10 protein-coding genes are annotated in these 13,841 nt (G+C 44.0%); 5 read left to right on the top strand and 5 right to left on the bottom strand.

Going from position 1 to position 13,841, the window contains the following annotated elements; all coding sequences use genetic code 11:
- Window positions 1–93: 93 nt before the first annotated feature.
- The 5 genes from aceF to ampD form a co-directional block, all read right to left on the bottom strand.
- Entirely contained in the window at window positions 94–1,776 is a 1,683-nt protein-coding gene (aceF, locus tag FE810_RS04365) for a dihydrolipoyllysine-residue acetyltransferase (protein ID WP_138318814.1), read from the bottom strand.
- Window positions 1,777–1,797: 21 nt separating this feature from the next.
- Window positions 1,798–4,470: a pyruvate dehydrogenase (acetyl-transferring), homodimeric type gene (gene aceE, locus FE810_RS04360; protein WP_138318813.1), complete on the bottom strand. Its 2,673-nt coding sequence runs from the start codon at window positions 4,468–4,470 to the stop codon at window positions 1,798–1,800.
- A gap of 131 nt (window positions 4,471–4,601) precedes the next feature.
- Window positions 4,602–5,375, bottom strand: coding sequence for a pyruvate dehydrogenase complex transcriptional repressor PdhR (gene pdhR / locus FE810_RS04355; protein WP_138318812.1), 774 nt, complete (start codon window positions 5,373–5,375; stop codon window positions 4,602–4,604).
- A gap of 900 nt (window positions 5,376–6,275) precedes the next feature.
- A complete protein-coding gene (gene ampE, locus FE810_RS04350) occupies window positions 6,276–7,121 on the bottom strand; it encodes a regulatory signaling modulator protein AmpE (RefSeq protein ID WP_138318811.1) in 846 nt (281 codons plus the stop codon).
- A 174-nt stretch (window positions 7,122–7,295) separates the two neighbouring features.
- Complete coding sequence (gene ampD / locus FE810_RS04345) at window positions 7,296–7,883, bottom strand: 1,6-anhydro-N-acetylmuramyl-L-alanine amidase AmpD (protein ID WP_138318810.1); 588 nt, start codon at window positions 7,881–7,883, stop codon at window positions 7,296–7,298.
- 298 nt (window positions 7,884–8,181) lie between these two features.
- Between ampD and FE810_RS04340 the strand changes: the two genes are divergently transcribed.
- From FE810_RS04340 to FE810_RS04320, 5 genes are all read left to right on the top strand, one after another.
- Complete coding sequence (locus FE810_RS04340; protein ID WP_138318809.1) at window positions 8,182–8,709, top strand: retropepsin-like aspartic protease family protein; 528 nt, start codon at window positions 8,182–8,184, stop codon at window positions 8,707–8,709.
- A gap of 14 nt (window positions 8,710–8,723) precedes the next feature.
- Window positions 8,724–9,587 carry a carboxylating nicotinate-nucleotide diphosphorylase gene (nadC, locus tag FE810_RS04335; RefSeq protein WP_138318808.1) on the top strand — a complete coding sequence of 288 codons (864 nt, stop codon included), beginning with the start codon at window positions 8,724–8,726 and terminating at the stop codon, window positions 9,585–9,587.
- A 578-nt stretch (window positions 9,588–10,165) separates the two neighbouring features.
- On the top strand, window positions 10,166–10,621 hold the full coding sequence (locus FE810_RS04330; RefSeq protein WP_281278318.1) for a pilin: 456 nt from the start codon (window positions 10,166–10,168) through the stop codon (window positions 10,619–10,621).
- A 92-nt stretch (window positions 10,622–10,713) separates the two neighbouring features.
- Window positions 10,714–12,411: a type IV-A pilus assembly ATPase PilB gene (gene pilB, locus FE810_RS04325; RefSeq protein WP_138318807.1), complete on the top strand. Its 1,698-nt coding sequence runs from the start codon at window positions 10,714–10,716 to the stop codon at window positions 12,409–12,411.
- A 161-nt stretch (window positions 12,412–12,572) separates the two neighbouring features.
- Window positions 12,573–13,820 carry a type II secretion system F family protein gene (locus tag FE810_RS04320; RefSeq protein ID WP_138318806.1) on the top strand — a complete coding sequence of 416 codons (1,248 nt, stop codon included), beginning with the start codon at window positions 12,573–12,575 and terminating at the stop codon, window positions 13,818–13,820.
- Window positions 13,821–13,841: the final 21 nt, after the last annotated feature.

Below are 13,841 nucleotides of genomic sequence, written 5' to 3'. Positions count from 1 at the left end.
ACAAATATTGGTAATAAGTACTATCTATAACGCCCTTCGCCAAGCTCCAGCCAAACTTGCATCGCTGGAGCTATTGGCATGTAACCTTGCAGGTTACAATATCAATTGACGAATATCAGACATTACCGACGATAAATGCACAGTAAAGCGCGCAGCCAGAGCACCATCAATAACACGGTGATCGTAAGACAGCGATAACGGCAACATTAATCTTGGGTCAAAATCTTTACCATTCCATTTAGGTTTCATTTCTGACTTAGAAACACCAAGGATGGCCACATCCGGCGCATTGACGATCGGCGTAAATGCGGTACCGCCAATCCCACCAAGGCTGGAAATGGTAAAACAAGAACCCTGCATATCTTTCGCAGTAAGCTTGCCTTCACGAGCTTTCATGGATATTTCCAATAGCTCTTTCGATAACTCGTGAATACCTTTTTGATCAACGTCACGAACAACAGGGACAACCAAACCATTCGGGGTATCTACTGCGACACCAATATGAACGTACTTTTTCATGATCAGGCTTTCACCGGATTCACTCAAACTTGAGTTAAATACCGGGTACGCGCGTAATGCGCTGGCGGCCGCTTTCATGATGAAGACCAAAGGCGTGATTTTAAAACCAAGCTTTTGCTTTTCTGCAATCACATTTTGTTGTTTACGGAATGCTTCAACATCGGTGATATCCGCTTCATCAAATTGCGTGACGTGCGGAATAGTTACCCAATTACGGTGCAAGTTAGGACCAGAAATTTTCTGGATGCGAGTTAACGCAACTTCTTCAACTTCACCAAACTTGCTGAAATCAACTTTCGGCTGGGCAATCACTTGTAGACCACCAGCACCTGCTGCAACACCGCTGCTTGCCGTCGCTTTCGGACGTGACAACTCGTATTTAACAAAAGACTGAACGTCTTCTTTTAAGATACGACCTTTGCTACCCGTACCTTTTACTACCGTAAGATCAACGCCGAATTCACGGGCTAAGCGACGGATAGAAGGTGACGCGTAAATATTGCCTTTGCTTTGACGCTCGCCGGCACTTGGATGGTGCGGAACCGGAGCCGCTTTTTGCGGTTTCGGTGCCGGTGCGGCAACGACCGTTTGCTCTTTAGTTTCAGGAGCCTTCGGCGCAGGCGCGGCGGCAGGTGCTGATGCACCGCCAGCAGTTTGCAACGTAATAATTAATGAACCTTCGCTCACTTTATCACCGGTGGCGACTTTAACATCGATAACTTTACCGGCTTCTGGCGCTGGAACGTCCATCGTTGCCTTGTCCGTTTCCAAAGTAATCAAACCGTCTTCGGCTTCAATTTCATCACCTGGGCTAACAAGTACTTCAATGACATCAACTTCACCATCTTCACCAATATCGGGAACATGGACATCGATGACGGCCGAAGCTGCAGTTGCCGCTGGCGCTGATTCAACCACCGCTTCACTGGCTGCGGGAGCTGCTGGAGCTTCGACTGTTTCCGGTGCGGCAGCTGCGCTTTCTGTCGTTTCGGTACTGGCTTCTGCGCTCGTACCTGCCGATGCTGATTCTAATATAACGATTAAATCGCCCTCAGAGATCTTGGCACCAACATCAACCTTTATTTCTTTGATAACCCCAGCGATCGGTGCTGGAATATCCATTGAGGCTTTATCTGTTTCTACACTAACCAGTGCATCTTCCGCCTCGACGCTATCACCAACAGCAACACAAAGTTCAATCACTTCAACTTCATCGCCGCCGACATCTGGGACTAGAATTTCTTGAATATCTGACATCTAAATTTCCTTACTAGTCAATTACGCGTATAGCGGGTTGATTTTATCTGTATCAATACCAAAGTCGCTAATCGCTTTGGTTACGACACTCATTTCAATATCACCACGTAGCGCTAACTCATAAAGTGATGCAACCACGATATAGTTTTGGTCAACTTCGAAATGACGACGCAAGTTTGCACGACTGTCAGAGCGACCGAAACCATCGGTACCTAGTACACGGTAATCCGTATCGATAAACGCGCGTAATTGATCGGAATAAGCTTTAACATAATCGGTGGCAGAAATTGCAGGTCCAGCATCTTTGGTAATTACCGAGCTGATGTAAGGAACTTTTTGCGCAGCTTCTGGGTGCAACATGTTATAACGTGCAACTTCCTGGCCTTCACGTGCCAACTCGTTGTACGACGTTACCGAGTAAACATCAGAAGAGATGCCGAAATCTTCGGCAAGAATGCGCGCCGCTTCACGGACCTGAACCAAAATGGTACCAGAGCCCATCAACTGTACGTTCGCTTTCGCTGCCTTGGCAGGTTTCACGGTATCCAGTTTATAAATCCCTTTGATAATGCCTTCTTCTGCATTGTCAGGGATCGCCGGGTGCTCGTAGTTCTCATTCATTAGTGTCAGGTAGAAGAAGATATTTTCATTTTCTTCATACATACGACGTAAACCTTCACGCACAATCACTGCAACTTCGTAACCATAGGTTGGATCGTAAGTTACACAGTTCGGGATCAGGTTCGCCTGAACATGAGAATGACCATCCTGATGCTGCAAACCTTCACCGTTCAATGTGGTACGACCGGCAGTCGCGCCTAATAAGAAACCACGTGCCTGGCTATCACCAGCCGCCCAAGCCAAATCGCCTACACGTTGGAAACCAAACATTGAGTAATAGATGTAGAACGGGATAGTGGTGGTATTACAGGTTGAATAAGACGTACCTGATGCAACCCAAGAGGCCATCGCACCTAATTCATTAATACCTTCCTGCAGTACCTGGCCTTTTTTATCTTCACGATAATAAGCAACCTGATCAGCATCCTGAGGAACATATTTTTGTCCTTCGTGGGCGTAAATGCCAACCTGACGGAATAGACCTTCCATACCAAAAGTACGGGCTTCATCCGGAATGATAGGAACAATACGCTTACCAATCTTCTTATCTTTTAGGAGACTGTTAAGGACACGAACAAACGTCATCGTTGATGAAACTTGACGTCCGTTAGAACCTTTCAAGATGGCATCGAAGATGGAAAGCTTTGGAATTTCCAGCGTTTCTTCCGCTTGCTCTAAACGCGCGGGTAATGAACCACCAAGGGCGGTGCGACGTTCTAGCATATATTTGTATTCAGCAGAATCTTCCGGGAACTTGTAAAAAGGAAGATCGGCGATATCGTCGTCACTGACCGGAATATTAAAACGATCACGGTATTGCTTGATGGAATCAACGTCCATCTTCTTAACATTGTGGGCAATGTTTAACGCTTCACCAGATGCACCAAGACCAAAACCTTTCACCGTTTTCGCCAGGATTACCGTAGGACGGCCTTTGGTTTCCATTGCTTTTTTGTATGCCGAGTAAACTTTCACCGGATCGTGACCACCGCGGTTTAAGCGATAAATGTCTTCATCGGACATATTCGCCACGAGTGCAGCAGTTTCTGGATATTTGTTAAAGAAGTTTTCGCGGGTGTACTTACCGCCTTTGGCTTTACAGTTCTGATATTCACCGTCAACAGTTTCATTCATCAGTTGTAATAGTTTACCTGAAGTATCACGGGCCAATAGTGCATCCCAGTATGAACCCCAGATAACTTTAACTACTTCCCAGCCAGCACCGCGGAAGGTACCTTCCAGTTCCTGAATGATTTTACCGTTACCACGTACCGGGCCATCAAGACGCTGTAGGTTACAGTTGATCACGAACGTTAAGTTATCTAAACCTTCACGAGATGCCAGACCAATCGCACCTAATGATTCAGGCTCATCGGTTTCGCCATCACCTAAGAAGCAATATACGCGCTGTTCAGAACAATCTTTAATGCCACGATCGGTTAAATATTTTAAGAATCGAGCCGTATAAATCGCTTGTAATGGACCAAGACCCATAGATACGGTTGGGAATTGCCAGAAGTCTGGCATTAGATGAGGATGCGGATAAGAAGACAGTCCGTTACCATCGACTTCCTGACGGAAGTTGTTCATTTGCTCTTCGGTTAATCGGCCTTCAACAAAAGCACGGGAGTAGATACCCGGAGAGATATGACCCTGGGCGAAAATAAAATCGCCGCCGTCTTTTTCTGTTGCCGCTTTAAAGAAGTGGTTAAAACCCACATCGTAAAGCATTGCAGAAGATGCGAATGAGCCAATATGGCCGCCTAGTTCAAGATCCTTTTTCGAGGCTCTTAATACCAAGACTAACGCATTCCAGCGGATCGCTGCACGAATGCGTGCTTCGATGGTTAGATCGCCAGGCATATTAGGTTCCTGGCCAGCTGGGATGGTATTGACGTATGCAGTTGTTGCATCAAATGGTAAGTGAGTACCGCTGCGACGAGCTCGGTCAATCAGGGTTTCAAGTAGTTGGTGTGCTCGCTCAGGGCCTTCCTGTTCCAGCACCGCTTCCATGGACTCAAGCCATTCTTGTGTTTCTTGCGGATCGATATCGTGGTTGAGGATCTCAGACATAACGACGTTCTAACTCCAAATTATAAAAAATACCGGCAAAATTTTTGTATTAAAGATAGTTGAAATATCGCAACTGTCTTAAGTTTCGCCATTAAAAATTAAGTCTTTAAGAAATTAACCAAACCGAGTAACTATACGGTTTGTAAGCGTCTTAAAGAGCGCTTAACTCGGCTATTTTCATCGCCGAGCTTTAATAATACTTCTTCTATATATGCCAGATTCTTATGACTGGCACCCCAGGCTTTGTTCGGTTCACCACTTATAATGGCTTCCAATAAACGTTTGCGATAATGGGCTATTTTTCCTGGCACTTCCGGACGTTTGGCCAGAACCATCAGGTTTTTCTCAATGTTATCAATCAACAAGGTCGACATTGAGCGCGACAAATGTAACAACACGGCGTTATGGGACGCGTTACAAATTGCCAGATAAAAATCAAATACGGCAACGGCCTCACCATGAAAATTTTCACTGATTGTGGTGTTTTCAATCTGCGCGTCCGCCATTGCATCATACTTTTTCTGGATCTGTTCGAAATCCGCTTTGGTGCCTCGCATTGCCGCATAATACGCAGCCATACCCTGGATACCATGGCGAAATTCCAATAAGTCATATTGGGATTCGCCTTTTTTGGCCAACAAATCAAACATGGGATCGCCCATGCCGCTTAGCAATGTATCATTGACAAAAGTACCGCCACCCTGGCGACGATAAACCAATTCTCGCGTTTCCAGTTTTTGAATGGCTTCACGCAACGAAGGCCGAGACACTTCAAACTGCTCCGCAAGCTCTCTTTCCGGTGGCAACTTTTGCCCGGGCTTGAGACTGCCTTCCAAAATCATGCCTTCAAGATGCTCAACAATGACATCAGAGATTTTTGCTTGCTGTATCTTCTTGTAGGCCATTGGCTTCATCCTGTGTCCATTGATGTCGACTGATATATCAAATACAACCATCAATTACATTGGTTAAATGGTCTTACCAATATTGAAATTTCTAGGTTAAAACATAACAGAAGATCTTCGACATGTAAAATTTTGCGACACAATCGCTAGGGAGATAAAGATATTTTGGAGGGTAATTATACCGAAAAAACATAATGGTCAGACCAATTTTTACTGCGTTATAGCCTGCTAAAATGATATCTAAAGGTGCTATGAATTGTAATTCGATTGGATAAAAGCAATGCAGAGAATATTTAGGTTGTATAAAGGCAATGTGGACAAAATTTAGCTTATATAAACGCAATGTAGAGAAAATTTAGGTTATATAAAGTTTAGGTGTCGGCAAATTCGGTTAAATCAAGGTGAAGCACGATCAGTGCATGAGCGTTAATCCCAGGAGTTCACCCCAAGATTTCAATGACCCATTCTAATCTAACGCGCCACCGTCATAGGACGGCTAATTGTGACAAAACGCTCCAATGTCACCCGACCGCCTCAACGTCTTCCAAATGCTGCCATCATCCAAACACCTTAATGTCATCCAAACGCCTTAACGTCATCCTCACGAAGTGGGGATCTATCGCATAATTAAAAAACACGAGAGACCTTATCCAGCATTGAATAGCAATAGGAAAGTAAAGGTAAGGGGCGACTGAAATCAGTTCGCAGTCATGTGACGGCTCATTGTAATCATGCGCCTAATGTCGTCCAAACGCATTAACGTCATCCAAACGCTTTAACGTCATCCAAATGCATTAACGTCATCCAAACGTTTTAACGTCATCCTCACGAAAGTGGGGATCTGCTTTACGACAACGAAAAGAAGTAAACCTGTAGCGGCATTGTATGCAGAAACTTATTCTAGTGAGCAACACCGGCAATGGTCATAAAGGCAATTGCAGCGAGCAACAACAATACATTGCGCTTAGCAAGACGCACTAAAAGACATGGCTCCGCTGTGCAGTCTTCATCATCAATTTGATAATCTTCTGCGATTTCGGCAACTTCACATAAATACTGACGCGGCGCCTGTTTAAAGTTCAGCATGCCTTCAAGCCACAATGTCGAAGCTTTCGAAAAATGTCCGACTAGCATATAGCCAAAGGCGACCGCGCGACTTGGAATAATGTCTAAATAAAACAGAATCTTTTGGGCGTTTTCTGCCGCAGTTTGCGGTAAGAAACTCTCCCCATCCATCTCGCCGCTATGGTTGGCAACGGCAACAAGCAGACGGTAAAACACCACACCAGTAATGCCGAAGAAGGTGAAAATCAGCATCAAAGACATATAGTATTGATAATTCATCCACACGAGCGTCTGCCCAAAACTTTCACCCTCAAATTGCTGACCTTGTTGTAATTCATCCTGATGCAGAATCACCGCTTCCTGATCGCCGCGCATCGCAGCATTTAAATAGTTTTTATAACTATCACGTATTCTTTGACTGCCAATGCAGACAATCAATACCAAGGTGACAAAGATAAAGTGAATCAGGCTATTGTCGAAAAACCACAGAATAATAGAAAGAAGTGAGGCGGGGAGCAATGCAAACACAACCAGGTTCACAACATTCTTGCTAATTTCACCTTTGGAAACAAAGCCACGGGCAAAACCAACATACTGACCGAAGTAAAAATTAAACTGCCAGTATTTGGAGAGTAAAATCCGCTCTGCTGCCAAAGCAATAAGCAAGCTAATTAAAGTCATTGAAAACCCTACTTATATAGTGATGTTATTTTCATCATGATTAACAAAAATTCTACAAGCAGAATGGCAGGATTACCAGAAACAATTCCTTAAACTTTAGAATTTATCAATAATCTCTTTAGTTTAGCTGCGGAACTGGACAATCACCTAATCGAAAGCAAGGAAACCCATCGGTTATTTCAGCAATGAGAAATAGTGTGACCAATTAAAACTCTCACCCGGATCGGTTTTTCTACCCGGCGCAATATCGCAATGGCCAGTGATATGATTTTTGGCAATCAATGGGTAGTGTTTTTGTAGCACTCGGGTAATTGCTGCAAGTTGCTGGTATTGGACTTCGGTATAGGGCACATCATCACAGCCTTCTAATTCAATGCCAATGGAAAAATCATTGCATTTACTGCGGCCATTAAATACCGATACACCGGCGTGCCAGGCTCTTTTTTCAAACGGCACGTATTGCACGACATCGCCATTTCGCTTAATTAAGCAATGGGCAGATACTTTAAATTGATAAATATCCTGGAAGTATTCATGCTCTTTCGGGTTTAACTTGCCGGTAAATAACTGGTCAATATAGTTACCGCCAAATTGTCCTGGGGGTAAGGAAATATTGTGGACGACGAGTAAACTAATATCAGCGCCTTCCCTTTCATCATAAAAAGGAGAAGGACATTGGCGAATATCGGACGATTCAACCCCTTGGCTAAAATGGTCTTGGTCGGCTAACCAGCCCTGATTGATAGTGTAATTTTTTATCATTAGCGGATATAGTGGGAAATTACGACACAGAATTATTGCACCATACTGCTGTGTGAATCAATGTGCAACAATCACCCGCAAAGTGAATCGATGAAATCGTAATAGAAATAGGAATAGAAAAATAATAAATAGTGAAATCGTATAGTCGATTTGTGCGTTTAGTATAACAATGGTGATGTACAACCGTCGGTTATCGTTTTTCTCTGGCTATGGTGGTGATTCGCGTGTTTGATTCAAGTGCCTGATTCGAGTATGTAACTCCGTGTCAAAGCTAAAATTAACAATCTGAGAGTGGGATATGCAAAAGCAGGATGATAGTCAAAAATTCGGTAAGGTAATGATCTGGATGGCATGGATCATCGGTCTGTTATTAATGGTGTGGTTTTTTCAAAGCAAACTGGACGCAGATTGGAACCCAAATCAAAAACCTCAATCACGATTGAACGCCAGTGGCGATGAACAGGTGGTACTTGAACGAAACCGCTATGGTCACTATGTGACGGCAGGCACGATTAATCAACAAAATGCTTTATTTATGCTCGATACTGGCGCCACCAGTGTATCGATCCCAATGGAAATCGCCGACCGATATGGTCTGGAACGACAAGGAAGCCATCGCGTACAAACCGCCAATGGTTCAGTGCGGGTGTATGCAACCACCATAGATGAGTTGAGTATCGGTAATATAAACTTATATAATGTGCGCGCCAATATTAACCCCGGTATGGATGGTCAGGAAATTCTGCTCGGCATGAGTGCGCTCAAGCAATTAGATTTCAGCCAGAAAGGTAAGTACCTTCACCTTAACGTACCCAAGAATTACTAACACGCGAGAATTTTATGCAGGTCCACTTGAACCAAGATATCCAAACGAGTGTCACGTTAGCGTTAGCGGAAGACTTAGGCGGAATCGCAGATGCTGACAGGGATATTACCGCAAGCCTGATCCCTGCGGATCATAATGCCGTGGCAACCATTATTTGCCGGGAAAACTGTGTTATCGCTGGTGTTGCCTGGGTTAATGAAGTATTTAAACAACTTGATGCCAAAGCAGCACTTCCAGACACAAAAATCACCTGGTTTGTTAATGACGGACAGTCAGTAAAAGCAAATAACACTCTGTGTGAAATCTCCGGCAATGCCCGACTGCTGCTTACCGGCGAACGCACCGCCCTTAATTTTTTGCAATCGTTAAGCGGCACCGCCACTATCACCTCTCAATATGTTAAAGAGCTGCAAGGCAGTAATACCCGCTTACTAGATACCCGTAAAACCATTCCGGGTTTGCGCAGTGCACAAAAGTATGCGGTTACCTGCGGCGGTGGTTATAACCATAGAATTGGCTTGTTCGATGCGTTTTTAATTAAAGAAAACCATGTCAACGCCTGTGGAGGTATCCCTGAGGCCATTGCCACTGCGAAACAAAACTTTCCAGGGAAAACCGTGGAAGTGGAAGTGGAAAGCCTGGAGGAGTTATCTCTAGGCATCGATGCCGGTGCCGATATTATCATGCTAGATAATTTTACGACGGCAATGATTGAACAAGCGGTTTCGATTAATCAGGGCAGAGCCAAACTGGAAGTTTCCGGCAATATGACACTGGCAACTTTAAAAGAATATACCAAAGCCGGCGTCGATTTTATCTCGGTGGGCGCGTTAACTAAGCACGTAAAAGCTATCGATCTGTCGATGCGGTTTGTTTAAACGGCAAAACGCCGTTTAGGATTCAGGTTCAAGGTTTCAGGGCTCAGTGTTAGCGACTTGGCTAGTACAACTTAGAAGCCCAGCTTTTTAGTTTATTCGGTAAACTGTGGCTGTAACCGCAACCTGCCCCCTCAATTACACAAGCCCCGCTTTCGCCAGGATGACGGAGTGCCTTTGTCACCGTTCGACCCCCTTAGACACCCTCAGACACCTTTAGGCACAGTTTTCTTTCGACACCCTTAGGCACCGTTTTCTTTTGCCCCCTTAAACACCGTTTTCTTTATTTTCCTCCGGATCCCCTTTGTCCAGCGCTGTCATTCACCACTACTCCCTTAATTTATCTTACACTTTTGTACAAATTTGCTTTTATTAACTGCTACCCCTTATCAGTTAACCTACTAATATTGCAGCTTTTTTAGATAAACAAACAATGACACACCTTTACAAGCGTTGATTTTTTCAGCAAACAGTACACTTTCTTCTCCAAAAGCTAATTTTTTGTTAAAAATCGTTTTACAGCCATTTAAAAATCAAGCATATTAGAAAAGGCCCCCTAAACATAAAAATAACGTTAATGGATGTTTAATATGAAAACTATGAAAAACAACAAGGGTTTTACCCTTATCGAATTAATGATCGTAGTTGCGATCATCGGTATTCTTGCGGCGATAGCTCTTCCTGCTTATCAGGATTACACGCGTAAAGCTCGCTTCTCTGAAGTAACGACTGCAGTTGGTGCAGTAAAAACAGCCATAGAGGTTTGTGTTCAAACTGGTGGTACTACTTGTCATACACCTGGTACTGCAGGTATTCCAGCCAACAATTCAACTGCAACTGCAAATTTATTGTCAGTTGCGCTTGACGGTACCGCAGCTGCACCTCGCATCACAGGTACTGGCACAGCTGCCGCTGGTGATTTAACTTATATTATGACTGGTACTGTAGCTGGTGGAACTATTACATGGGAAGCTAGTGGTTCATGTGTAGCCGCTGGCGCATGTGATGCTACTGTTGCAGCTGCAGCAGCACCTTAATAATAATTTAAGACCTAAAAAGCCCCTAAAGGGGCTTTTTTTATATCTGAAATTCGGTACACTGGTTTCATGGTTTCAGGGGTATAAAATCTATGAAAGGACTTCATCGTCAAACAAATCTATTATCCAAATTTGTTCGCACCGAGTTAATCAGTCAGCAACAGGCAGCGGAAATATTTAAAGCTTGCCAGCAATCAAAACAATCGGTGCTCGATTATATCGCCGATGAATTAAAGATTGATGCAATGACTATCGCCAAAACCTTATCGAAAAGTTATGGCTATCCACTGGTAGATATTAAATCGTTTGATTTAGAAAACCTGCCAGAAGGGCTGCGCAATCAGAAACTGATAGAAAAACATAAAGCTATGCCGGTGTATTTGCGTGCTGGCGTATTGCATATTGCGGTAGCGGATCCCACCAATCACGATGCCCTAGAAGAATTTCAGTTTAATACCGGATTAACCACCGAATTTGTACTAGTCGAACGAAATAGTTTACAAAAGCACATTGAATCGTTTCTGGACAATGAAGCGGAAGCACTTGAGATAACCGATCTAGACTCTGAAGAGCTTAGTGGCATTGATGTTGCCGAAACCGAGCAAAAAGATGACGAAGGTGGTGGTGAAAACGATGCGCCGATTGTGGTGTATATCAATAAGATATTGCTAGATTCGATAAAAAAAGGCGCATCGGATTTGCATTTTGAACCATTTGAGAAAAAGTTCCGTATCCGTTTTCGTATTGATGGCGTGTTACAAGAAGTTGCCACCCCGCCGGTTGGACTTGCCAGCCGTTTAACCGCACGGTTAAAGGTGATGTCAAAGCTGGATATTGCCGAGCGCAGGGTGCCGCAAGATGGCCGCATCAAGCTTAATATTACCAAGAACAAAGCGATTGATTTTCGTGTTTCGACTTTGCCCACCATGTGGGGGGAAAAAGTAGTGATGCGTATTTTGGATTCTTCCAGTGCCAAACTGGGTATCGATATCCTGGGTTATGAAGCGGAACAAAAAGCCATGTATATGGACGCGTTATCAAAGCCGCAGGGGATGATTCTGGTTACCGGCCCAACTGGTTCGGGTAAGACGGTTTCCTTGTATACCGGTTTAAATATTCTTAATACCGAAGAGCGCAATATTTCTACCGCCGAAGATCCGGTGGAGATTAACCTGGAAGGGGTCAATCAAGTACAAATAAATAATAAAGCCGGCCTTGATTTTGCCAGCGCGCTAAAATCCTTCCTGCGACAAGATCCGGATATTGTGATGGTTGGTGAGATCCGGGATTTGGAAACCGCTGAAATTGCGATAAAAGCGGCGCAAACCGGTCACCTGGTATTATCGACCCTACATACAAATTCCGCAGCAGAAACCTTAACACGCTTGTTGAATATGGGGGTTCCGTCTTATAACGTTGCCAGCTCGGTGAGCTTGATTATCGCTCAGCGTTTAGCAAGGCGCCTTTGCAATCACTGTAAAGCCGAAGATCAGGTAACCGACGAAGCGTTATTAGAGATTGGCTTTGCGCCAGAAGACTTAAAAGACTTAACCATCTACAAGCCAGTTGGTTGTGATGAATGTACCGGCGGTTATAAGGGCCGGGTCGGTATTTATGAAGTGATGAAAATATCGGAACAAACCGCAGAGATTATTATGCAAGGCGGTAACTCGTTGGATATTGCCAATCAGGCGCAAAAAGAAGGGTTTAATAATCTTAGACAATCGGCATTATTAAAAGCAAAATCGGGTGTTACCAGTCTCGCGGAAGTGACCAGGGTAACGGCATAGAAAATAGTGTTGTATCTTAGAAAGTAACTCACTAAAGGTAAAAATGTATGCTTGAAAAGCAAGAAAATACAATTACTAAAATAAATAGTAATTAAGCGCTAAAAACTAAAACATAGATTTTATTTGCCCCCGCACAATAAACAGAATAACAGGTAAATACCATGGCAGTGACTGCAGCAAAAAAAGCCCCAAAAGTTAAAGAGCTGGATACCTTCGTCTGGGAAGGGGTGAATCGTAAAGGGAAGAAAGTAAAAGGCGAGCTATCAGCATCCAATATTGGCGAACTAAAAGCGCAATTGCGCGCACAGGGCATAACCCCATTAAAGCATAAGAAAAAACCCAAACCGTTATTTGGTCTCGGAGGGGGCAACAAGCCAATCAACGCAAAAGATATCGCCATATTAACCCGGCAAATTGCGACTATGCTCGGGGCTGGTGTGCCTTTAGTACAATCCATAGAAATGATCGGTAAGGGTTCAGAGAAACCGGCGTTACAACAACTGTTAGGTGATATCGGCGCGCGGGTGCAAGCTGGTATTCCTTTATCGGAAGCACTACGTGAACATCCAAAATACTTCGATGATCTCTATTGTGATTTGGTAGAGTCGGGTGAGCAATCCGGTGCATTAGAAACCATATATGCGCGTATTGCTTTATATAAAGAAAAAGCCGAAGCATTAAAATCTAAAATTAAAAAAGCGATGACTTATCCAATCGCGGTAATCGTTGTTGCCGCCATTGTAACCTCGATACTATTAATTAAAGTCGTGCCGACATTCGTTGAAATATTTGCAAGTTTTGATGCAGAATTACCAGCCTTTACCCTATTTGTAGTTGGCATTTCCGATATGCTGATAGCATCCTGGCACTTTGTGTTAGCCGGATTATTTGTCGCCGGTTATCTGTTTAAGAAAACCCATGAGAAGAGCCAGGATTTTCGTGACAAAGTGGATCGCGCGATATTAAAAATCCCGGTTATCGGGATGATTTTGGATAAAGCCGCTGTGGCGCGTTTTGCCCGCACCTTATCAACAACCTTTGCCGCCGGTGTGCCTTTAATCGATGCCTTAGATTCTGCGGCCGGTGCTTCCGGTAACGCGGTTTATCGTGATGCGATTCAGGAAATTCGCACCGAAGTATCTTCTGGTATGCAAATGAACCTGGCGATGCGAAACTCCAATATATTCCCGGATATGGTGATTCAAATGGTGACCATTGGGGAAGAATCCGGTGCCCTTGATGATATGCTGGCAAAAGTCGCAAACGTATACGAGCAAGAAGTGGATGATGCCGTCGATGGTTTAACGGCGCTGCTTGAGCCAATGATTATGGCGGTATTAGGTGTGGTTATCGGTGGTTTGATTATCGCTATGTACCTGCCAATATTCCAGATTGGTGCTGTAATTTAGTTTTATTTCACCATTTTTACT

The sequence above is a fragment of the Thalassotalea litorea genome (assembly GCF_005843925.1).
GTDB classification, from domain to species: domain Bacteria; phylum Pseudomonadota; class Gammaproteobacteria; order Enterobacterales; family Alteromonadaceae; genus Thalassotalea_A; species Thalassotalea_A litorea_A.
Note: the sequence above shows the minus strand (reverse complement) of the source record. Positions and strands in the feature narration are given on the sequence as shown.

What these genes read in the sequence shown, in the direction of transcription:
- aceF (WP_138318814.1), bottom strand. Translation starts at nt 1,776, where the DNA reads ATGTCAGATATTCAAGAAATTCTAGTCCCAGATGTCGGCGGCGATGAA.
- aceE (WP_138318813.1), bottom strand. Translation starts at nt 4,470, where the DNA reads ATGTCTGAGATCCTCAACCACGATATCGATCCGCAAGAAACACAAGAA.
- pdhR (WP_138318812.1), bottom strand. Translation starts at nt 5,375, where the DNA reads ATGGCCTACAAGAAGATACAGCAAGCAAAAATCTCTGATGTCATTGTT.
- ampE (WP_138318811.1), bottom strand. Translation starts at nt 7,121, where the DNA reads ATGACTTTAATTAGCTTGCTTATTGCTTTGGCAGCAGAGCGGATTTTA.
- ampD (WP_138318810.1), bottom strand. Translation starts at nt 7,883, where the DNA reads ATGATAAAAAATTACACTATCAATCAGGGCTGGTTAGCCGACCAAGAC.
- FE810_RS04340 (WP_138318809.1), top strand. Translation starts at nt 8,182, where the DNA reads ATGCAAAAGCAGGATGATAGTCAAAAATTCGGTAAGGTAATGATCTGG.
- nadC (WP_138318808.1), top strand. Translation starts at nt 8,724, where the DNA reads ATGCAGGTCCACTTGAACCAAGATATCCAAACGAGTGTCACGTTAGCG.
- FE810_RS04330 (WP_281278318.1), top strand. Translation starts at nt 10,166, where the DNA reads ATGTTTAATATGAAAACTATGAAAAACAACAAGGGTTTTACCCTTATC.
- pilB (WP_138318807.1), top strand. Translation starts at nt 10,714, where the DNA reads ATGAAAGGACTTCATCGTCAAACAAATCTATTATCCAAATTTGTTCGC.
- FE810_RS04320 (WP_138318806.1), top strand. Translation starts at nt 12,573, where the DNA reads ATGGCAGTGACTGCAGCAAAAAAAGCCCCAAAAGTTAAAGAGCTGGAT.